Source organism: Thioalkalivibrio sp. ALJ3 (assembly GCF_000377205.1).
In the GTDB taxonomy this organism is placed as follows: domain Bacteria; phylum Pseudomonadota; class Gammaproteobacteria; order Ectothiorhodospirales; family Ectothiorhodospiraceae; genus Thioalkalivibrio.
Map to the genome: position 1 here is coordinate 287,670 of NZ_KB897905.1, position 20,422 is coordinate 308,091.

A 20,422-nucleotide genomic window follows, 5' to 3' on the forward strand; every position below is an offset into this window, starting at 1 on the left:
CTCATGTGGGTTTCCGATGGCGGCTGGCGGCGATACGCAGACGCAGCGCGTTCAGACGGATGAAGCCTTCGGCGTCTTTCTGATCGTAGGCACCGGCATCGTCCTCGAAAGTGGCAATGGCATCGTCGAACAGAGTGTCCTCCGAACGGCGGCCAGCGACGATCACGTTGCCCTTGTACAGGCGCAGGCGCACCTCGCCGTTGACCACGCCCTGGGTGTCGTCGATCGCGGCCTGCAGCATGCGCCGCTCCGGGCTCCACCAGTAGCCGTTGTAGATCAGACTGGCGTAGCGCGGCATCAGCTCGTCCTTCAGGTGCGCGGCCTCGCGGTCCAGGGTGATCGACTCCAGCGCGCGGTGCGCCTTGAGCAGGATGGTGCCGCCCGGGGTCTCGTAGCAGCCGCGCGACTTCATGCCGACATAGCGGTTCTCGACGATATCGAGACGGCCGACGCCGTGGGCCCCGCCGCGCTCGTTCAGCTTCGCGAGCAGTTCCGCGGCGCTCAGGCGCTTGCCGTTGATCGAGACCGGGTCGCCCTTCTCGAAACCGATGGTCAGCGTCTCCGACTCGTCCGGTGCGGCCTCCGGGGAGACCGACCAGCGCCACATGTCTTCCTCGGCCTCGGTCCACGGGTCTTCCAGCGGGCCGCCCTCGTAGGAGATGTGCAGCAGGTTGGCATCCATCGAGTACGGCGACTTGGTGCCCTGCTTCTTGTAGTCCACCGGGATGTTGTGCTGCTCGGCGTAGGCCATCAGGCGCTCGCGCGAGTTCAGGTCCCACTCGCGCCAGGGGGCGATCACCTGGATCCCCGGCTTCAGCGCATAGGCCCCGAGCTCGAAGCGCACCTGGTCGTTGCCCTTGCCGGTGGCGCCATGGGCGATGGCATCGGCGCCGGTCTCCTCGGCGATCTCCACCATCCGGCGCGCGATCAGCGGCCGCGCGATCGAGGTGCCCAGCAGGTACTCGCCCTCGTAGATCGTGTTCGCGCGGAACATCGGGAACACATAGTCGCGCACGAAGGTCTCGCGCAGGTCCTCGATGTAGATCTGCTTCACGCCCAGGGCCTCGGCCTTGGCGCGGGCCGGTTCGACCTCCTCGCCCTGGCCCAGGTCGGCGGTGAAGGTGATCACCTCGCAGCCGTACTGATCCTCGAGCCACTTGAGGATCACGGAGGTATCCAGGCCCCCTGAATAGGCCAGCACGACACGGGAAATCTTCGAACTCATGGGAATACCAATCCTTCTTTCATCTTGAGAGTTATAGTCGGTTTTGTGACGGGCTTCACTACCAGCCCGCGGAGTCCGGCACGCCAGGCGCCGACTCCGGCTCCGCCAGTGGCTCGGCCGGAGGCAACTCGTGGCGCGTCTCGGTAGCGGCTTCAGAACCGGAGGACGGCTCGGCGGCGGCATCCGCCCCACCCAGCCACCAGATATCCACCCGGCGCGATCCCTCGCGCTCGCCTTCCGCCTCCGGATCGACGCCACCGGCCTCCACCGCCAACCCGTCGGCCGGCACACCGGCCTCGATCAGCGCTGCACGCACCGCCTCCGCGCGCTGTCGGCTCAGGCGCTCGTTCAGTTCGCGCGGGCCCTCAGCGTCGGTCAGCCCGACCAGACGCACCTGCGGGCGTTCCACCGTACGTAGAGTCTCGGCCGCGCGAGCGACCGTCTCGCGCCCTCTGGAATCCAGATCCCGGCTGCCGGTTGCGAAGTACACCGACCAGCGATCCAGCGCCCCGACATCCGGGCCCTCGGCCCCTGTGTAGCAGGCCTTGAAACCCTCGGCGCGCTGGGCAAAACGAATGCCGCGAAAATGCACCGCGTCCTCGGCACCGGGGAAATCGATACGCACGTCATGGCCCACTAGAAGGCGGGCCTTGAGTGCCTGAACCTGCGCGTCCGGCACCCGGAAGCGATCCGGCCGTTCGGCACGCAAGTCGAGATCCAGGGGCGATTTCGGACTCGCCCCAAGCCATTCCGGGGCCCCGGTGCGCAGTCGCGCCGTGGCGCCCTCGGGCATTGCGTAAGGGGCGAGCCAGAAAGCGCGAAGGGCCAGACCTGGCTGGGTCTCGAAGCGCAGCGTACCGCCGTGGCGAACGCCTTGTTCGATGCGGCAGGCGTCGTCCAGCTCGATCACCTGCCAGTCGCTGCGCTCCAGCGATTCGCGGTGGGGGACCACCCCCGCCTGGGCAACGTGCGCCAGCCACAGCCCGCCGAAAAACAGGATCAAAAGTGGGCGCAGCTCAGGCATGCAACCCGTGTGCTAGCGCTTCTTGGGTGGCAGGATATCGGTGATGGAGCCGTGCGCGACCTCGGCGGCAAAAGCCACCGTCTCGCTAAGGGTCGGGTGCGGATGCACGGTCAGACCAATGTCTTCCATCTCCGCACCCATCTCCAGCGCCAGCATCGCCTCGCCAATCAGATCACCGGCGGAGGGCCCAACAAGACCCGCGCCGATCACCCGACCATCGGCGTCGAACAGCAGCTTGGTCATGCCGTCCTCGGCACCCAGCGCGATCGCGCGGCCGGAGGCAGCCCAGGGAAACACACCCTTGGTGTACTCGATGCCGTCGGCCTTGGCCTGCTCCTCGGTCACGCCCATCCAGGCGACCTCGGGATGGGTATAGGCCACCGACGGGATCGCGCGGGCGTCGAAGTGCACCTTGTGCCCGGCGATCACCTCGGCCGCGACCTTGCCCTCGTGGGTGGCCTTGTGTGCCAGCATCGGCTGGCCGACCACGTCGCCGATGGCGAAGATGTGCTCGACATTGGTGCGCTGCTGGCTGTCGACCTCGATGAAGCCACGCTCGGTGACCTGCACGCCCGCCGCCTCGGCCTTGATCTTCGCGCCGTTCGGGCTACGTCCCACCGCGACCAGCACGCGGTCGAAGGTGTCCTCTTCCGGCAGGCCCTTGGCCTCGCCGTCGAACTGGCAGACGATGCCGGCCTTGGTGGCCTTGGCCTCGGCGACCTTGCTCTTGAGGAAGATATTCTCGAAGCGCTTCTTCGCGCGCTTCTCGAACGGGCGCACGATGTCGCGATCCGCACCCGGCATCAGGGTATCGGACAACTCGACCACCGTGACCTTCGTGCCCAGCGACTCGTACACGCAGGCCATTTCCAGGCCGATGATGCCGCCGCCGACCACCAGCATGCGCTTGGGGATCTCCGCGAGATCGAGGGCGTCGGTCGAGTCCATCACCCGCTCGTCGTCCCAGGGGAAGCCGGGCAGCTTGATCGCCTGCGAACCGACCGCGATGATCGCATGCTCGAAGCCGATCACTTCGCGGCCGTCATCGCCCTCCACTGCGATGCTGTTGGCGCCGACGAACTCGCCCGTGCCCTGCACCACGCGCACGTTGCGCTGCTTGCACAGCTGCTTGAGCCCGCCGGTCAGCTTCTTGACCGCATTGCCCTTATAGCCACGCAGGCCGTCGAGATCGATCTCCGGCTCGCCGAACTTGATGCCCAAGGCGGCAAAGCGCTCGGCCTCGTGCAGAACCTCGCCGGCGTGCAGCAGCGCCTTGGACGGGATACAGCCGACGTTCAGGCAGACCCCGCCGATCTGCGGGTAGCGCTCGACCATCACCACATCCAGCCCCAGGTCCGCCGCGCGGAAGGCGGCGGTGTAACCGCCGGGGCCGGAGCCCAGCACCAGCACCTGGCACTGGCTGTCTGTGTTCGGGTCGGCGGCCGCTTTGGGCGCGGCCTTCTGCGACTCACTCCCGGCCGAGGATTCCGCTTTGTCGGACTCGGTCTTGTCACCGCCGGACGCGGGGGCGTCATCGCTGCCCGCGGCCTCGCCGCTGGCCTCGAGGTCCAGGAGCTTGCTGCCCTGGGAGACCTTGTCGCCGACCTTCACATGCAGCTTCTTCACCGTACCGGCCTCAGGGGCGGGCACGTCGATGGTCGCCTTGTCGGACTCCAGCGTGATCAGCGGGTCTTCCGGCGCAATCTCGCTGCCCGGCTGTACCAGGACCTCGATGATCTCGACGTCCTTGAAATCCCCGATGTCCGGGACTTCGATGGTCTTCGTCTGGCTCATCCAGTCACTCCGGTTGCAATTACAGAAGCATGCGGCGCATGTCGGACAGCAGCGCGCTCAGCGTGGTGGCGAAGCGGGCGCCCAGGGCGCCGTCGATCACCCGGTGATCGTACGACAGTGCCAGCGGCAGGATCAGGCGCGGCTCGAACTCTTCACCGTTCCAGACCGGCTTCATGCTGGAGCGCGACACACCCAGGATCGCCACCTCGGGGGCATTCACGATCGGGGTGAACTGCGTACCACCGATCCCGCCGAGGCTGGAGATGGTCATGCAGCCGCCCTGCATGTCCGCGGGCTTGAGCTTCTTGTCGCGGGCGCGCTGGGAGATGTCCATCAGCTCGGCGGCGATATCAACCAGGCTCTTGCGATCCACATCGCGCACCACCGGGACGACCAGGCCGTCCGGCGTGTCCACCGCGATGCCGAGGTTGTAGTACTGCTTCAGGATCAGGTTCTCGCCGGTCGCATCCAGCGAGGCGTTGAAGCGCGGGTACTGCTTGAGCGCGGAGACCACCGCCTTCATCAGGAACGGCAGGAAGGTGACCTTCACGCCCTTCTTCTCGTACTCCGCCTTCAGCGACTTGCGGAAGTCCTCGAGCTCGGTGATATCGGCCTCGTCGAACTGGGTCACATGCGGGACGGTGACCCAGTTGCGATGCAGGTTCTTGCCGGTGAGCTTGTTGATCTTCGACAGCGGTTGGGTCTCGATCGGGCCGAACTCGGAGAAGTCGATCTCCGGCATCGGCTCGACCCCCAGACCGCCACCGGCGCCCTGGCTCAGCGCGCGCTTGACGAATCCCTGGACGTCCTCGCGCAGGATGCGCCCCTTGCGCCCGGAACCATCGACCTTGCTCAGGTCCACGCCCAGCTCGCGTGCGAACTTGCGCACCACCGGCGAGGCGTGGGCCTTGCGGAAGGCCGATTCGTCGCGGATGTGCTCGGTCGGCGACGGGCGCGGATCGGCCCGGTCAGCCGCTTTTGGCGCCTCGGACGGCGGCGGCTGCTCGGCCTGCGCGTCCGAGGAAGGCGGTGCTTCCTCCTTCGGCGCTTCTTCCTTCGGCACCTCGTCCTTGGCGGAGGTGTCCTCGGCCGCGCCCTCGTCGGAGGGCTCCAGTTCCAGGATCGGGTCGCCCTCGTTGACGCGGTCGCCAGCCTTCACCTTCAGCGCCTTCACCGTCCCGCCCTGCGGGGCCGGAATCTCGATGGAGGCCTTGTCGGACTCCAGCGTGATCAGCGGATCCTCGGGAGCCACAGTGTCACCGGGGCTGACGATGACCTCGATGATCTCGACGTCCTTGAAGTCGCCGATATCCGGGACGTGCACAGTAGTCGTGTTGCTCATGTCTGCTCCTGCCTCGGGTCCGGCGGCCTCAGGCCTGCAAGGGGTTGGGCCGTTCGACGTCGATCTTGTACTTCTTGATCGCATCACTCACGGTCTTGACCTCGACGGTCCCGGCATCGGCCAGGGCCTTCAGGGCCGCGACCGCGATGTGGTAACGATCGACCTCGAAGTGCCGGCGCAGCGCGGCGCGGGTATCCGAACGACCAAAGCCGTCGGTGCCCAGCACGCGATAGTCGGCCGGCACGAAGGCACGGATCTGGTCGGCATAGGCCTGCACATAATCGGTCGCGGCGACCACCGGCGCATCCGAGCCACCCAGGCATTCCTCCACCCAGGATTTGCGCGGTTTGGCCTCCGGGTGCAGACGCGCGTGGCGCTCGACATCGCGACCGTCGCGGGCCAGCTCGTTGAAGCTGGTGGCACTCCAGACCTCGGCAGCCACGCCAAAGTCCTTGTCCAGCAGATCGGAGGCCGCGATGGCCTCGCGCAGGATGGTGCCGGAGCCCAGCAGGCGCACCTTCTTTTTCTTGCGCCCGCCCGCCTGCAGCCGGTACAGGCCGCGGCGGATGCCTTCCTCGGCGCCCTTCGGCATGGCCGGCTGCGGGTAGTTCTCGTTCATTACAGTGATGTAGTAGAAGATGCTCTCCTGCTCCGCGTACATGCGGCGCATGCCGTCCTGCACGATCACCGCCAGTTCAAAGGCGAAGGTCGGATCGTAGGCGATGCAGTTGGGCACGTTGGCGGCCATCATCAGGCTGTGGCCGTCGTCATGCTGCAGGCCCTCGCCGGCCAGCGTGGTGCGCCCGGCGGTCGCCCCCATCAGGAAGCCACGGGCACGCATGTCGCCGGCGGCCCAGATCAGGTCGCCGACGCGCTGGAAGCCGAACATCGAGTAGAAGATGTAGAACGGCACCATCGCCACGCCATGGGTGGAATAGGACGTCGCGGCGGCGATCCAGGAGGACATTGAGCCGGCCTCGTTGATGCCCTCTTCGAGGATCTGGCCCTTCTTGTCCTCCTTGTAATACATCACCTGTTCCTTGTCCTGCGGCTCGTAGAGCTGGCCGACCGAGGAGTAGATCCCCAGCTGGCGGAACAGCCCTTCCATGCCGAAGGTACGCGCCTCGTCGGGCACGATCGGGACGATGTTCTGGCCGATCTTCTTGTCACGCGCGAGCAGGGTCAGCATGCGCACGAAGGCCATGGTGGTGGACATCTCGCGCTCGCCGGAGGACTCCAGCAGACCATTGAAGGCGTCCAGCCCCGGCACCTCCAGCGGCGTGGCCAGCGGGCGGCGCACCGGCAGATACCCGCCGAGATCCTTGCGCCGCTCGTGCATGTACTTCATTTCGTCGGAGTCCGGATCCGGCTTGATGTATTCGGCCTTCTCCACCTGCTCGTCGGACAGCGGGATGTTGAAGCGGTCGCGGAACTGCTTCATGTCGTCCGCGTCCATCTTCTTCTGGCTGTGAGTGCGGTTCTGGGCCTCGCCCGCCGCACCCATGCCGTAACCCTTCACCGTATGCGCGAGGATCACGGTCGGCTGGCCCTTGTGCTCGGCCGCCGCCTTGTAGGCCGCATAGACCTTGACCGGGTCGTGGCCGCCACGATTCAGGCGCCAGATGTCCTCGTCGGACATGTTGGCCACCATGCGCTTGAGCTCGGGGTATTTGCCGAAGAAATGCTCGCGCACGTAGGCACCGTCGCGCGACTTGTAGTTCTGATAGTCGCCGTCGACCGCCTCCATCATGCGTTTCTGCAACAGGCCGTCCGTGTCCTTCGCCAGCAGCGGGTCCCAGTAACGGCCCCACAGCACCTTGACCACGTTCCAGCCGGCGCCACGGAAGATCGCCTCCAGCTCCTGAACGATCTTGCCGTTGCCGCGGACCGGGCCGTCCAGGCGCTGCAGGTTGCAGTTCACCACCCAGGTCAGGTTGTCCAGCTTCTCGCGCGAGGCCAGGGTAATCGCCCCCAGGGTCTCCGGCTCGTCCACCTCGCCGTCGCCGACAAAGCTCCAGACACGACGATTCTCGGTCTGCGCCAGGCCGCGATCCTGCAGATAGCGCATAAAACGCGCCTGGTAGATGCTCATGATCGGTCCCAGACCCATGGACACGGTCGGGAATTGCCAGAAGTCCGGCATCAGCCACGGGTGCGGGTAGGAGGACAGGCCCTTGCCGTCGACCTCGCGGCGGAAGTGGTCCAGCTGCTCCTCGGTCAGGCGGCCTTCCATGAACGCGCGGGCATAAATGCCCGGCGAGGAGTGCCCCTGGGCAAACAGCAAATCACCACCATGGTCATGCGACGGGGCGTGCCAGAAGTGGTTGAAGCCGACGTCATAGAGCGTCGCGGCGGAGGCGAAGGTCGCGATATGCCCGCCCAGCTCGGCCGAGACACGGTTGGCCTTGACCACCATGGCCATCGCGTTCCAGCGGACATAGGAACGAATGCGATGCTCCACCGCGCCGTCGCCCGGATACTCGGGCTCCAGGTGGGTGGGGATGGTATTCACATAGGCAGTGTTGGCCGAATACGGGAGGTAGGCCCCGCTGCGGCGCGCCTTGTCGACCAGACGTTCCAGCAGGGCGTGCGCCCGTTCGGGGCCGTCGGTCTCCAGCACGGAGGCCAGGGCGTCAATCCACTCCTGGGTCTCCTGCGGGTCGATATCGTGTTCGGTCGCGTTCGGGTCCATGCGTCTACCCCTGAAAACGGGTTGGGAATCAGGATGCCATCACGGCTCCAGGCCACCGGGCGGGCGGGCATTTGCTACCATGCGCCGGTGTTGGGCGGGCATAAAAGGCGCAAGTATCCCGACTGAGCCGCCAGCAGGTCAAGCGAAAGCCGCCTATGGCGCCGATCTTCGGGGAAATCTGCGGGAAAAGCCGCAAACATCACGAAAGCGCACGCTCTCGCCGCCAACACCCTCGAATAGCGCCCGCCGACCCCATTCAGGACCGAGTACACCGATGGCCGAACCCGTCCAGCTGGACCCGCAGCACCGCCCCATGGCAAACCGATTTCGCGGCTTTCTGCCCGTCGTCGTGGATGTCGAGACCGGAGGCTTCGACTGCCGCCGCCATGCCCTTTTGCAGGTCGCGGCGGTATTCCTGCGCCGCGACGAAAACGATCACCTGGTGCGCGACCGTACCGTGAGCCTGCACGTGCGCCCCTATGAAGGGTCGGAGATGGACCCGAAGTCGCTGGAGGTGAACGGGATCGACCCCTACCACCCGTTGCGTGCGGCCTACCCCGAGGATCAGGCCATGGGCCGGCTGTTCAGCGAGGTCCGGCGGGAGGTGAAGATCAATCACTGCAAACGGGCGATCCTGGTCGGACACAACGCCCACTTCGATCTCGGCTTCGTGCATACCGCCGCCGAACGCTGCGGGATCAAGCGCAACCCGTTCCACCCGTTTTCCAGTCTGGATACCGTGTCCCTGGCCGCACTGGCATTCGGCCAGACGGTACTGGCACGGGCAGCCGATGCCGCAGGGCTCGGCTGGGATACGGAGGCCGCCCACAGCGCGGCATTCGATGCGGAAAAGACGGCAGACATCTTCTGCCAGATCGCGAACCGCTGGCAGGACGGGGTCGGGGTCCCACAAAACGCGCTGCGCCTGCCCGACCCGGAAGAACTCCCGCCGGGGAACTGACCGCGACTCGGGACAACATCACGCAGATCGCCACGGCCCCGGACGGGGCCTCGTGACGACGGTTCCGGGGTATGCGGCAGCCCCACGGGCTGCCGCAGCACAAGTCTTAACTTGCGGCGCGCTTGGCGTGAGCCTCGTCGACCGCCTTCTTCAGTTCGCCGTTCTCGAACATCTCGAGGGTGATGTCGCAGCCACCGATCAACTCACCATCCACATAGACCTGCGGGAAGGTCGGCCAGTCGGCGAAGCGCGGCAGGTTCTGCATAACCTCCTGGTCGGCGATCACGTTGACGTAGGCAAACTCCTGCTCACAGCGCTTGAGCGCCTCGACCGCGCGACTGGAGAAGCCGCACATCGGGAACTGCGGGGTGCCCTTCATGAAGATCACCACCGGATTGTCTTCCACCTGCTGGCGGATGCGGTCCATTACGTCCATCGAAGTACTCCCAAAGATTCGGTGCAAAACAGGGCGAGGCACCCGCGGCGCCACGCCCGATAATCAATTCGCAGTGTAACGCTCAGACATTGAAGCGGAAATGTACCACGTCGCCTTCGTGCATTAGGTATTCCTTGCCCTCAAGGCGCCATTTCCCGGCGTCCTTCGCACCCTGCTCGCCATTGTTCGCGACGAAGTCGTCATAGCCCACTACTTCGGCACGGATGAAGCCGCGCTCGAAATCGGTGTGGATGACGCCCGCGGCCTGCGGCGCGGTGGAACCCCGACGCACAGTCCAGGCGCGGACCTCCTTTTCGCCGGCGGTAAAAAACGTCTGCAGGTCCAGCAGCCGATAGGCGGTACGAATCACCCGGTCCAGCCCCGGCTCCTCGAGCCCGAGATCGGCCAGGAACTCGGCCCGCTCCTCCGGGTCCAGCACGGCAATCTCGGCCTCGATCGCCGCACAGACGCTGACCACCTCGGCACCCTCCTCGGCCGCCCGGGCCTGCACGGCCTCGACCATTGCATTGCCACCGGCCAGCGAGGCCTCGTCGACGTTGGCGATGTACATCAGCGGCTTGATCGTCAACAGGTGCAGATCATAGAGCAGCCGGCGTTCGTCCTCGTCCAGGTCCTGGGCTCGCGCCGGGACCCCCTGATCCAGGCCGTCCGCGACCTTCTCGGCCGCCTTCAGCTGCGCAATCGCGGTCTTGTCCTGCGACTTCGCCGCGCGCGTCAGGCGGGTCAGCGCCTTGTTGGTGGTCTCGAGATCCGCCAGCATCAGCTCGGTGCTGATGGTCTCGATATCGGCCAGCGGGTCGACCTTGCCGGCCACGTGCACGATGTCGTCATCCTCGAAACAGCGCACGACCTGCGCGATCGCGTCGGTCTCGCGGATGTGGGCCAAGAACTGGTTGCCCAGCCCCTCACCTTGCGCGGCACCGGCCACCAGGCCCGCAATATCAACAAACTCCACCGTGGTGGCCAGCGTACGCTCGGGCTTCACGATCCCGGTCAGCCGCGCCAGGCGCGGATCCGGCACCTCCACCACGCCCACATTCGGGTCGATGGTGCAGAACGGATAGTTTTCCGCGGCGATTTCCGCGCGGGTCAGGGCATTGAACAGGGTGGACTTGCCGACGTTCGGCAGGCCCACGATCCCGCATTTCAGGCTCATCGGGCTTCCTCGTCCTCGGATTTCTTGCGACCGGGTGACTTCGACCCGCCGCCATGCAGATTACGTACGGCTTCATCCCAGCGCCCGGCAATCAGCGCCGGCACCTGGTCCAGCGCGGCATCGATGGCATCCTCGATCGCACGCGCATCGTCCCGGCCGGGACGGTCCAGCACGAACGGAACCACCTCGTCGCGGTGCCCGGGATGGCCGATACCCACGCGCAGACGCGCATAATTCGGCCCACCCATGTGGCGATGCAGATCGCGCAGCCCATTATGGCCGCCGTGCCCACCGCCCATCTTCAGACGCGCCACACCCGGGTCCAGGTCGAGCTCGTCATGCACCGCCAGGATTTCCTCCGGCGGTATACGGTAAAAATCCGCACACTTGCGCACCGGGAGACCGCTCTTGTTCATGAAACTCATGGGCTTGAGCAGCCAGCAGTCGCCCTCGGGCAAGGTCAGCCGCGCCGCCTCACCGTCGAAGCGACTCTCGCTGCGGAACTCGACGGAATGACGACGGGCCAGGGCATCCACAAACCAGAAGCCCGCGTTATGCCGGGTCTCGGCATAACGCGGGCCCGGATTGCCCAGCCCGACGATCAAACGAATCGCCATAGGTCAGAAGGGTACAGGAACGGCCGTAAGGCTTATTCCTTGCCCTCGGACTCGCCTTCGTCGCCGGAGGCGGCTTCTTCGCCACCCTCGTCTTCGGCGCCCTCGGCCTCGGCGGCTTCGACTTCCTCGCCCTCTTCGTCCTCGGCCTTCGCGGCGCGCGGGAGCAGGACACTGACCACGGCGTAGTCGTAATCCTCACCATGCATAAGGGCCACGCTCTCCACACCCTTCGGCAGGGTCAGCTCGGAGATGTGGATGGTGTCACCGACGTCCATCTCGGCCACATCGATGTCGATGGACTCGGGCAGATCGCCCGGCAGGCACTCGACTTCGATGTCGTTCAGACTGCGGCTGACCATGCCGCCACCCAGCTTCACGCCCTTGCACTCTTCCTCGTTGTGGAAGTGCAGTGGCACGTGCACGCGGATCGGCTGGTTCGCGGAGACTCGCAGCAGGTCGACGTGATAGATGGTCGGCTTGAACGGGTGGCGCTGCACATCGCGCAGGATCGCCTTCTCGGTCTTGCCGCCGAGCTTGACGCTCAGAATGTGCGAGTAGAAGGCATCATGCTTCAGGTTGTGCACCATCGCGTTGTGATCGAGGGTGATTGCCTGGGCGTCTTTGTCGCCCCCGTACAGGATGGCGGGCAGCCTGCCGGCGCGACGCAGGCGGCGGCTCGCACTCGATCCCTGCTCGTCCCGCTTCTCGGCTTCAATGGTAAAACTCATGCTCATCGTTGCTTTCTCCAAATGAACACGCCTCATCCGCGACCAGATGAGGCGTGAGGTTGGGGGTCAAGCCCCCGAAATCGTGACGCCGGAACGCCCTGCGCGTCAGTCCACAACGCGTCAATCTACGACGCGTCAATCTACAAACAGCGAACTGACCGACTCCTCGCGGTTGATCCGGCGAATAGTCTCGGCCAGCATCTCCGCCACCGACAACTGTCGGATCTTCGCACAGGCCTGGGCATTCGGCTGCAGTGCCAGGGTATCGGTCACCACCAGCTCGTCCAGCGCCGAACCGTTTATGTTATCAATTGCCGCACCAGAAAGCACGGGGTGCGTGGCATAAGCGCTCACGGACGCCGCTCCATGTTCCTTCAGGGCCCTGGCCGCCTGGCACAACGTGCCCGCCGTATCCACCAGGTCGTCGATAATGATGCAGGACTTGTCGCGTACGTCGCCGATAATGTGCATCACTTCGGATTCGTTCGCACGCGGGCGCCGCTTGTCGATAATCGCCAGATCGGCATCGTCCAGACGCTTGGCAATCGCACGGGCCCGCACCACGCCACCAACATCCGGCGAAACCACGGTCAGATTGCCGGAGACATGCCGCCAGACATCGCCCAGCAGTACCGGCGAGGCATAGATGTTGTCCACCGGGACGTTGAAAAAGCCCTGCACCTGATCCGCGTGCACGTCTATCGTGAGCACGCGATCGGCACCGACTGCCTCGATCATGTTCGCGACCACCTTGGCCGAGATCGGCACCCGCGCCGAGCGCACCCGGCGGTCCTGGCGGGCATAGCCAAAATACGGGATCACCGTGGTAATGCGGCCGGCCGAGGCGCGACGCAGCGCGTCCACCATGATCACCAGCTCCATGATGTTCTCGTTGGTCGGCTGCCCGGTCGGCTGGATCAGGAAGACGTCGCGCCCACGCACGTTCTCCAGAATCTCGACCTGCACCTCGCCATCGCTGAAGCGCCCTACAATCGCCTTGCCCATCGGCAGGCCCAGGTGCTCGGCGACGCTCTGCGCCAGGCGGGGATTCGCGTTCCCCGCGAAGACCATCATTCGGCTCTTGTCGACCACGGTTTCGTCCGGTCTGAGTGGTGCGGAGCGGGTGAACGGGTCACCTGGCTCCAGATATAGACACCGGCGTGGCGCCGGGGTCTGTGGTGTATGGCGCGGTGGCGATATCCAGCATCACCACCCGCGTTGTATGGCTGGGCCGGCAGGATTACGGCGCTGCGCGCCGCCCTTCGGGCCGCCGCCAGTGGCGGCGTTCTCTCGCGGCTACACCGCTCGAGTCGAACCCGGTTCTCATCCTGCCGGCCCTTTGGCCGGTGCCGCGGCGGCAAGCGCCGCGGGTCTCGTTGTATGGCTGGGCCGGCAGGATTCGAACCTGCGCATGACGGGATCAAAACCCGTTGCCTTACCGCTTGGCTACGGCCCAATTACTCGTTACTGCCTGCCTCGCCCCTGCCCGGGTTCCACTTCCGGAACCTGATGGCGGATCGGCTGCCGCCGATCCGGGCCGGCAGGATGATGGCGCTACGCGCCACCCTTCGGGCGCCACCTGCGGTGGCGTGCTCTCGCGGCTACGCCGCTCGGGTCGAACCTGCGCATGACGGGATCAAAACCCGTTGCCTTACCGCTTGGCTACGGCCCAATTGCTTCTTGTTCGGCACCTTCGCCCCCGGCCGCGCCACGCGGAAGCCACTGCCGCAAGGGCGACACATTGGTCAGCGGCGTCACCCAGCTTTGCCAGGACACGGGCTGTGCGGACTGCGCCTGGCGCGCGGCCGACTCGCTCGGGAACATCCCGAAAATGCAGCCCCCGGTACCACTCAAACGCGCACGCTTCGTCTGCCCGCCCATCCAGTCCAGTGCCTCGCCAATGGAGGGATACTGCCGGCGAACCAGCGGCTCGAAGACATTACGAAAGCGCGCGGCGTCGATTTCGGGCGAAATTGTCTCGGCGGGACAGTCGCGTGTCAATTCCGCTGCGCCAAACATGGCGGCTGTCGCCACCGAAACGCCGGGGTCCACCAGCAACAGCCAGGCCAGATCCGGCTCCACGGAAACCAGGCGATCGCCGACACCCTCGGCCCAGGCCGCCCGGCCGCGCACAAACACTGGAACGTCGGCTCCCAGATCAAGCCCGAGGGTCGCCAGATCGTCTTCCGACAAGCCGAGACCAAAGAGATGGTTCAATGCGACCAGCGTGGTCGCGGCATCGGAGCTCCCGCCACCCAGGCCGCCTCCGATCGGGATGCGCTTGTCGAGGTGTACCCGCACTCCGAGGGGCGCCCCGCTGGCGTCCGCCAGCGCCCGTGCCGCCCGCAGGCACAAGTTGTCAGCCCCGTCGACGGCACCAGCCGCCATCTCGATCCGCCCCCGCTCGAGCGGTTCAAAGCGCAGCGAATCCGCCAGTCCGACAAACTGAAAAACGGTCTGCAGTTCGTGATAGCCATCTGCGCGGCGACCCGTGACATGCAGGAACCGGTTGATCTTGGCTGGCGCGGGAAAGGCCGCATCGAAAGGGCCGCTCATGGCGTTGCCAAATGCCAGTTCGCGATGCGCACACGCAACTCCACACCCTCGCGCTCCAGATCCATGCGCACCGGCAACGCCACGCCGTCAACTTCGTCGAACTCGCCGAATTCGATCACCCAGCCGGACTGTTCGATACGACGAGGCAAGCCGTCCTCGTCCGTCGCCAGTTCGTAATCGGCGTCCGGGGCGAGCAATCCCCGCACCCAGTAGCGCATGCCGGAAACCGGGATCGACTCGTTCGTCAGGTAGGCGACCAGGGCATCCGGATCCTCGGCCTGGTAGTGCTCGCCAGAACGCGTGACCAGCACGGCTGACTGGTTCGGAGCCAGTGTCAGACGCCCACCCCCGCGTCCCATCGGGCCGGACAGGTCGAGGACATGGCGGCCCTGCTGCACCCGCCAGTTCAGCTGGGCGGACCAGTATTCGGTCTCGGTGGAAAGTCCCAGACGTGCCGCGAGACGCCACTCGTCGAAGGCCTTCACGATCTCGGCACGCTCGTCGAATGCCTGACGCGTGTCCGGGTCGGGCTCGGTGCGAGGCATAGGGGCCGTACAACCGACCAGCACCAGTGTCACGACGATACCCGACGCCCAGCGGGTCATTCCCGCCCACGAGGGTGCGCGGGACTTTCGGGATCCAGGCAACATCACTTGAGGAGTTCGTCGCGCACCCGCAGCAGGCGCTCGTGATCCGGTTCACGTTCCAGCGCCGCCTCCAGAATGGCGCGCGCTTCATCCCGTTCACCCCGCTCCCAGAGCACCACGGCGAGGTTGCTCGCGATCTCGCCATCATCGGAAAGATCGTAGGCACGACGCAGGAAATCCTCGGCCTCGTCGAGCCGCCCGAGACGGTAGAGGACCCAGCCATAGCTGTCGATGATCGCCGCATCGTCGGGCTCCTTCGCGTAGGCCCGCTCGATCAGGTCCAGCGCTTCCTCGTAGCGCTCGGTACGATCAGCCAGGGTGTACCCCAATGCATTCAGAGCCGCGACGTTCTCCGGATCGTTGTCCAGTATCGTGCGAAAGTCCGCTTCTGCGGCCTCGATATCATCCTTGCGCTCGTGAACCAGACCGCGCATGTACAACAAGCGGGTATCGCCCGGGAACTGGACCAGCCCCCGATTCAGACGCTCGCGTGCGGCCGCGTACTCGCCCTTTTCGCGCAACAGGTTCGCTTCGCCGAGATAGGCGCGTCGTGCCAGCTCCGTATCCGGGCCCTGCTGCATTTGCTGGAAACGCTCGCGTGCAGCCGGCTCGCCTTCGATCTCGAACGTCATGCGTGCCGCACGCAGACGTGCATCGTCCGCGTGACTCCCGCCATCGACCCGCTCGTAGGCCAGGCGCGCACCCTCCGGATCCTCTTCCATCTCATGCAGCCGGCCCAAGTAGTACGCGATGTCGTCCTCGCGCTCGCCCAGGGCATCCAGTCGCTCCAGATAGGTCCGGGCCGGCCCCAGTTGCTCGGCCTCCAGATTCATCAGTGCCAGTGCCAGCAGTAGCTGCACATCCTCCGGATCCTGCTCGACCAGGCGATCCATCTCCTCGCGCGCCATTTCGCGATCATCATGCTCGGCCAGCATACGGGCATAGCCAAAACGGGCCTCGCGACTCTCCGGGTGATCGGACACTGTCGCACGCAGGACTTCCAGGGCCTCGTCCGACTCCCCCGCCTCGTCCAGTGCGCGGGCATGGAGCAACCGCAACGGTACGGACTCCGGAAACCGCTCCACACCCCGCGTGGCCGCTTCCAGTGCCGGCTCGCCCGGAGCGAACCGCAGCGCCGCCTCGGCATACACACGGTGTACACCGACATCGTCCTGGCGTTGATCCGTCAACTTCTCCAGGGCTTCGAGCGCCGCCTCGCGGTTACGCGTCTGGCCCACAACAGCTCCGAGCGCCGCATAGGGATCACCCCCCTGCACGGCCTGCAGGTCGATGACCTCGCCCATCTGCTCGGCCGCCGGACCCGGTTGGCCCAGGTCCAGCCGCAGCACTGTGGACAGTTGCAGGGCATCCAGACTCTCCGGTGCCAACTGGCGCCAGCGCTCGGACGACTGCAGGGCCTGGTTGCGGTCCTGGGCAAACAGCGCGATGCGGGTGGCGCGTTCGGCGATCGCCGGATCGTCACTGATCAGGGCCGCGGCACCGTAATAGCGCGCCGCCTCCTGATATTCCCCGGAACGCACGGCGATCTCGCCCACCAGCACGCCGAGCATCAGAGCTGCCTCCGGGTCCTGCGCCGGCATGATCGGGAGGATGACGGGGCGATCCGTCTCCGGGGCCTCGCCCTCCGAGGCGCCCAGAGGCATGTGGGCACAGCCCACCAGCACTAGCACGGCCAGCGCCGCAAAAAGGGGTCGAATCATTTCGGGTCTGATCGGACTGCTCCATTTCATGAACGGTGAGACTCGAATGCGTGCATCATTATTGGGACGCCCGCCGCGCGCCACGGTTCCGGACCACTAACCGTGTGGTGCACCAATTGGACACTGTAACGGACGGCACGGGTCAGTACACTAGGGACGTCTCCCCTCGGGAAGCACAAGCACCCCGGGTGACTTGTATGTTTTGGGGGCCTTTTCCGGGCATTTGCGGCACAATAGCGTCAGCATGCTGTTCACTCTTGGCATTAATCACAAGACCGCCCCGGTCGCGATCCGCGAACGGCTGTCGGTGAACGAAAGCCAGCTCGGCGAGGCCCTGCACTCGCTGCGCTCGGGTGTCCTGTTGCCGGAAACCGCGATCCTGTCGACCTGCAACCGCACCGAGGTGTACTTCCGCGAGGGCGGCAATCAGTCGGAACACCGTGTGCTGGACTGGCTGGGCGGCTACCACGGCATCGACCGCGACGAACTCAGGCCCTACCTCTACCTGCACCACGACGGCTCCGCGGTGCGCCACACCCTGCGTGTGGCGAGCGGACTGGACTCGCTGGTCCTCGGGGAGCCCCAGATCCTCGGGCAGATGAAGACGGCCTACCAGCATGCCCACGACGCCGGCACGCTGGGCCGTTCGCTGGAGCGCCTGTTCCAGCATGCCTTTGCCACCGCCAAGGACGTGCGCACCCAGACCGCGATCGGCCAGAGCGCCGTCTCCGTGGCCTTTGCCGCGGTCTCGCTGGCGCGCCAGATCTTTGGCGACCTGAAGCCGCTGACCGCACTGGTGATCGGCGCCGGGGAAACGATCGAACTGGCGCTGCAGCACCTGTCCGGCCACGGGATCGGCCAGGTGATCGTCGCCAACCGTACCGAGGAGCGCGCGCAGGCCGTGGCCGAGCGCTTCGATGCCCACGCGATCAGCCTGAACCAGTTGCCGGATCGCCTGGCCGAGGCCGACATCGTGATCTCCTCCACCGCCGCGCCGCTGCCGATCCTCGGCAAGGGGGCGGTGGAACGTGCCCTGCGCAAGCGCCGGCACAAGCCGATCTTCATGGTCGACATCGCCGTCCCGCGCGACATCGAGCCCGAGGTCGGCCAGCTCGAGGACGTCTACCTCTACACGGTGGATGACCTCCAGGAAGTGATCGACGAGAACATGGCCTCGCGCCAGGCCGCCGCCGCGCAGGCCGAGGAGATCATCACCCAGCGCGCCAGCGAATTCATGCGCTGGCTGCGCGCCCGCGACTCCGTCGACAGCATCCGCCAGCTGCGTCAGCGCGCCGAGGCCGTCAAGGCGGAATCCCTGTCCAAGGCCGAGGCGATGCTGCGCGCCGGCAAGTCGCCGGAAGAGGCCATGCAGCTGCTGGCCCACAGCCTGACCAACAAGCTGATGCACGCCCCCTGCAAGTCGCTGAACACCGCCGCGCACGAGGGCGACGCGCGCCTGCTTGATGCCGCCCACCGGCTGTTCCAGCTGCCCAGCCCGGAAGACGACCCCGGCCACGACCCTGAATCCGGCCCCCGTTCGTGAAGGCCTCGTTCCGCACCAAGCTCGAGGGCCTGGCGGAGCGCCATGCCGAGATCGCGCAGCTGCTGGCCACGCCGGACGCCGCCGAGGACGCCGACCAGCTGCGCCGTTTGTCGCAGGAATACAGCCAGCTCGAACCGGTCGCCGAGGCCTGGCGGGCCTGGCACGACAACCAGGCCGCGCTGGAAGAGGCCCGCGCGATGCTCGCGGAGGACGACCCCGAGCTGCGCGCAATGGCCGAGGCCGAGATCGAGACCCTGACGGAACAGACCGAGGCGCTGGAGGCCGAGCTCCATCGCCATCTGATCCCGAAGGACCCACACGACAACGCCAACGTGTTCCTCGAGATCCGTGCCGGCACCGGCGGCGACGAGGCCGCAATCTTCGCCGGCGACCTGCTGCGCATGTACACCCGCTACGCCGAACAACAGGGCTGGAAGCTGGAAATCCTCAGCGCCAGCGAGGGCGAGCACGGCGGCTACCGCGAAGTGATCGGACGCCTGGCCGGCCAGGGCGCCTTCTCGCGACTCAAGTTCGAATCCGGCGCCCACCGCGTTCAGCGCGTCCCGGAGACCGAATCCCAGGGCCGCATCCACACCTCCGCGGCCACGGTCGCCATCCTGCCGGAGCTGGACGAGGTCGAGATGCCGGAGATCAACCCGGCCGACCTGCGCGTGGACACCTTCCGCGCCTCCGGGGCCGGCGGCCAGCACGTCAACAAGACCGACTCGGCGATCCGCCTGACCCACCTGCCCACCGGCATCGTGGTCGAGTGCCAGGAAGAACGCTCGCAGCACAAGAACCGCGCCAAGGCCATGACCTACCTCGCCGCCCGCCTGTTCGAGGCCGAGCGCGAGGCCCAGGACGCCGCGCAGAGCGCCGAGCGCAAGAGCCTGGTCGGAAGCGGCGACCGCTCCGAACGCATCCGCACCTACAACTTCCCGCAGGGCCGCGTCACCGACCACCGCATCAACCTGACCCTGTACAAGCTGGAACAGGTGATGGCCGGCGACCTCGACCCGGTGATCGACCCACTGATCCACGAATACCAGGCCGAACAGCTCGCGACTCTCGCGGACGCGTAATGGAAACGCCTGCCACGCTGGATGCCCTGCTGCGGGAGCTGCGCGACCGTCTGCAGGCGGCCGGATCGGACGAGCCGGGTCTCGAGGCCCGGCTGCTGCTCGGCGCGGCGACCGGGCTCGACACCAGCGCCCTGATCGCCCGCGGGCTCGATGTCGCCTCCGCGTCGCAGCGCGAACGTGCCGACACCCTGTGCCGGCGTCGCGAGGCGGGTGAGCCGATCGCCCACATCCTCGGCCGGCGCGCCTTCTGGACCCTCGATCTCGGGGTCTCCCCCGCCTGTCTGATCCCGCGCCCGGAGACCGAACTCCTGGTGGAACAGGCAATCGCGACCATCGACGCCTGCGAGCGCGCGCATCCCCGGGTGCTGGACCTGGGCACCGGCAGCGGCGCAATCATCCTCGCGCTGAAGGCGGAACGCCCGGCCATAGAGGCCGTCGCCACCGACCGCAGCGCGGACGCCCTGCGCCAGGCCCGTGCGAACGCAGACACCCTGGGGCTGGACGTGACCTTCCTGCAGGGGACGTGGCTCGCCGCGCTCAAGCCCGGGGACACCTTCGACGTGATCGTCAGCAACCCGCCCTACATTGACCCCGACGACCCCCACCTGACCCGAGGCGACCTGCGCTTCGAGCCACGGGAGGCACTGGCCGCGCCGGAAGCCGGGCTCGGCGACCTGTACACCATCATCGACACCGCATTCCTCCACCTGCTCCCGGGCGCGCCTCTGCTCCTGGAGCACGGGTTTGATCAGGCCCGCGACGTTCGGGCCCGCATGGAGCGGGCAGGCTATCGCGAGGTGCGGAGTTTGCGTGACCCCGCCGAACTCGAGCGCGTCACAATCGGAAGCCGCCCATAAAAAAAGCCCCGGCGCGAACG

The 20,422-nt window shown here is 66.3% G+C and carries 17 protein-coding genes, 2 tRNA genes and 1 other RNA gene; 4 read left to right on the forward strand and 16 right to left on the reverse strand.

The window, feature by feature from the left end; all coding sequences use genetic code 11:
• Position 1: 1 nt before the first annotated feature.
• From C935_RS0101450 to aceE, 5 genes are read right to left on the reverse strand one after another with little or no spacing between them, the layout of a single operon-like run.
• Positions 2–1,225, reverse strand: coding sequence for an argininosuccinate synthase (locus C935_RS0101450; RefSeq protein WP_018860738.1), 1,224 nt, complete (start codon positions 1,223–1,225; stop codon positions 2–4).
• Between the two features lie 58 nt (positions 1,226–1,283).
• The gene (locus C935_RS0101455) at positions 1,284–2,249 is read right to left on the reverse strand and encodes an OmpA family protein (RefSeq protein WP_018860739.1); all 966 of its coding nucleotides are present in this window, start codon (positions 2,247–2,249) and stop codon (positions 1,284–1,286) included.
• A 12-nt stretch (positions 2,250–2,261) separates the two neighbouring features.
• A complete protein-coding gene (lpdA, locus tag C935_RS0101460; RefSeq protein WP_018860740.1) occupies positions 2,262–4,043 on the reverse strand; it encodes a dihydrolipoyl dehydrogenase in 1,782 nt (593 codons plus the stop codon).
• 19 nt (positions 4,044–4,062) lie between these two features.
• Positions 4,063–5,469 (reverse strand): dihydrolipoyllysine-residue acetyltransferase, encoded by a 1,407-nt coding sequence (gene aceF / locus C935_RS0101465; RefSeq protein WP_081616559.1) that lies wholly within the window; start codon positions 5,467–5,469, stop codon positions 4,063–4,065.
• Positions 5,414–8,077 (reverse strand): pyruvate dehydrogenase (acetyl-transferring), homodimeric type, encoded by a 2,664-nt coding sequence (aceE, locus tag C935_RS0101470; RefSeq protein ID WP_018860742.1) that lies wholly within the window; start codon positions 8,075–8,077, stop codon positions 5,414–5,416. The genes aceF and aceE overlap by 56 nt, the downstream gene beginning before the upstream one ends.
• A 274-nt stretch (positions 8,078–8,351) precedes the next feature.
• On the opposite strand from aceE, the gene rnt reads away from it, so the two are divergent.
• The gene (gene rnt / locus C935_RS0101475; RefSeq protein WP_018860743.1) at positions 8,352–9,038 is read left to right on the forward strand and encodes a ribonuclease T; all 687 of its coding nucleotides are present in this window, start codon (positions 8,352–8,354) and stop codon (positions 9,036–9,038) included.
• A 106-nt stretch (positions 9,039–9,144) separates the two neighbouring features.
• Here the strand turns inward: rnt and grxD are convergent, their stop codons facing one another.
• The 11 genes from grxD to C935_RS0101520 form a co-directional block, all read right to left on the reverse strand.
• Positions 9,145–9,474 (reverse strand): Grx4 family monothiol glutaredoxin, encoded by a 330-nt coding sequence (grxD, locus tag C935_RS0101480; RefSeq protein WP_018860744.1) that lies wholly within the window; start codon positions 9,472–9,474, stop codon positions 9,145–9,147.
• 82 nt (positions 9,475–9,556) lie between these two features.
• Positions 9,557–10,651, reverse strand: a complete 1,095-nt coding sequence (gene ychF, locus C935_RS0101485; RefSeq protein WP_018860745.1) for a redox-regulated ATPase YchF — start codon at positions 10,649–10,651, stop codon at positions 9,557–9,559.
• A complete protein-coding gene (gene pth, locus C935_RS0101490; RefSeq protein ID WP_018860746.1) occupies positions 10,648–11,268 on the reverse strand; it encodes an aminoacyl-tRNA hydrolase in 621 nt (206 codons plus the stop codon). The genes ychF and pth overlap by 4 nt, the downstream gene beginning before the upstream one ends.
• Before the next feature lie 32 nt (positions 11,269–11,300).
• On the reverse strand, positions 11,301–12,002 hold the full coding sequence (locus C935_RS0101495) for a 50S ribosomal protein L25/general stress protein Ctc (RefSeq protein WP_026278577.1): 702 nt from the start codon (positions 12,000–12,002) through the stop codon (positions 11,301–11,303).
• Positions 12,003–12,131: 129 nt separating this feature from the next.
• Positions 12,132–13,088, reverse strand: coding sequence for a ribose-phosphate diphosphokinase (locus C935_RS0101500; RefSeq protein ID WP_026278578.1), 957 nt, complete (start codon positions 13,086–13,088; stop codon positions 12,132–12,134).
• Positions 13,089–13,219: 131 nt separating this feature from the next.
• Positions 13,220–13,344: non-coding RNA, RtT sRNA (locus tag C935_RS12885), on the reverse strand.
• Between the two features lie 33 nt (positions 13,345–13,377).
• Positions 13,378–13,452, reverse strand: a tRNA-Gln gene (locus C935_RS0101505).
• Positions 13,453–13,594: 142 nt separating this feature from the next.
• A tRNA-Gln gene (locus C935_RS13250) sits at positions 13,595–13,666 on the reverse strand.
• A complete protein-coding gene (gene ispE / locus C935_RS0101510) occupies positions 13,659–14,552 on the reverse strand; it encodes a 4-(cytidine 5'-diphospho)-2-C-methyl-D-erythritol kinase (RefSeq protein WP_018860749.1) in 894 nt (297 codons plus the stop codon). Before ispE ends, C935_RS13250 begins: the two co-directional genes overlap by 8 nt.
• Positions 14,549–15,157 carry a lipoprotein insertase outer membrane protein LolB gene (gene lolB, locus C935_RS0101515; protein WP_018860750.1) on the reverse strand — a complete coding sequence of 203 codons (609 nt, stop codon included), beginning with the start codon at positions 15,155–15,157 and terminating at the stop codon, positions 14,549–14,551. The genes ispE and lolB overlap by 4 nt, the downstream gene beginning before the upstream one ends.
• 44 nt (positions 15,158–15,201) lie before the next feature.
• Positions 15,202–16,920, reverse strand: a complete 1,719-nt coding sequence (locus C935_RS0101520; protein WP_018860751.1) for a tetratricopeptide repeat protein — start codon at positions 16,918–16,920, stop codon at positions 15,202–15,204.
• Between the two features lie 244 nt (positions 16,921–17,164).
• Here C935_RS0101520 and hemA point away from each other — a divergent pair, with 244 nt between their 5' ends.
• The 3 genes from hemA to prmC are packed head-to-tail and all read left to right on the forward strand — an operon-like array spanning position 17,165 to position 20,402.
• The gene (gene hemA / locus C935_RS0101525; protein WP_018860752.1) at positions 17,165–18,463 is read left to right on the forward strand and encodes a glutamyl-tRNA reductase; all 1,299 of its coding nucleotides are present in this window, start codon (positions 17,165–17,167) and stop codon (positions 18,461–18,463) included.
• Positions 18,460–19,545, forward strand: a complete 1,086-nt coding sequence (gene prfA, locus C935_RS0101530) for a peptide chain release factor 1 (protein WP_018860753.1) — start codon at positions 18,460–18,462, stop codon at positions 19,543–19,545. The genes hemA and prfA overlap by 4 nt, the downstream gene beginning before the upstream one ends.
• A complete protein-coding gene (gene prmC / locus C935_RS0101535; protein ID WP_018860754.1) occupies positions 19,545–20,402 on the forward strand; it encodes a peptide chain release factor N(5)-glutamine methyltransferase in 858 nt (285 codons plus the stop codon). Before prfA ends, prmC begins: the two co-directional genes overlap by 1 nt.
• Positions 20,403–20,422: the final 20 nt, after the last annotated feature.

Excerpts from the sequence above, each read along its gene's own strand:
- aceF (WP_081616559.1), bottom strand. The coding sequence starts at position 5,469 with ATGCGATCAAGAAGTACAAGATCGACGTCGAACGGCCCAACCCCTTGC.
- C935_RS0101495 (WP_026278577.1), bottom strand. The coding sequence starts at position 12,002 with ATGAGCATGAGTTTTACCATTGAAGCCGAGAAGCGGGACGAGCAGGGA.
- prmC (WP_018860754.1), top strand. The coding sequence starts at position 19,545 with ATGGAAACGCCTGCCACGCTGGATGCCCTGCTGCGGGAGCTGCGCGAC.
- C935_RS0101455 (WP_018860739.1), bottom strand. The coding sequence starts at position 2,249 with ATGCCTGAGCTGCGCCCACTTTTGATCCTGTTTTTCGGCGGGCTGTGG.
- C935_RS0101520 (WP_018860751.1), bottom strand. The coding sequence starts at position 16,920 with ATGATTCGACCCCTTTTTGCGGCGCTGGCCGTGCTAGTGCTGGTGGGC.
- C935_RS0101450 (WP_018860738.1), bottom strand. The coding sequence starts at position 1,225 with ATGAGTTCGAAGATTTCCCGTGTCGTGCTGGCCTATTCAGGGGGCCTG.
- rnt (WP_018860743.1), top strand. The coding sequence starts at position 8,352 with ATGGCCGAACCCGTCCAGCTGGACCCGCAGCACCGCCCCATGGCAAAC.
- ychF (WP_018860745.1), bottom strand. The coding sequence starts at position 10,651 with ATGAGCCTGAAATGCGGGATCGTGGGCCTGCCGAACGTCGGCAAGTCC.
- ispE (WP_018860749.1), bottom strand. The coding sequence starts at position 14,552 with ATGAGCGGCCCTTTCGATGCGGCCTTTCCCGCGCCAGCCAAGATCAAC.
- lolB (WP_018860750.1), bottom strand. The coding sequence starts at position 15,157 with ATGACCCGCTGGGCGTCGGGTATCGTCGTGACACTGGTGCTGGTCGGT.
- hemA (WP_018860752.1), top strand. The coding sequence starts at position 17,165 with ATGCTGTTCACTCTTGGCATTAATCACAAGACCGCCCCGGTCGCGATC.
- lpdA (WP_018860740.1), bottom strand. The coding sequence starts at position 4,043 with ATGAGCCAGACGAAGACCATCGAAGTCCCGGACATCGGGGATTTCAAG.
- aceE (WP_018860742.1), bottom strand. The coding sequence starts at position 8,077 with ATGGACCCGAACGCGACCGAACACGATATCGACCCGCAGGAGACCCAG.
- grxD (WP_018860744.1), bottom strand. The coding sequence starts at position 9,474 with ATGGACGTAATGGACCGCATCCGCCAGCAGGTGGAAGACAATCCGGTG.
- pth (WP_018860746.1), bottom strand. The coding sequence starts at position 11,268 with ATGGCGATTCGTTTGATCGTCGGGCTGGGCAATCCGGGCCCGCGTTAT.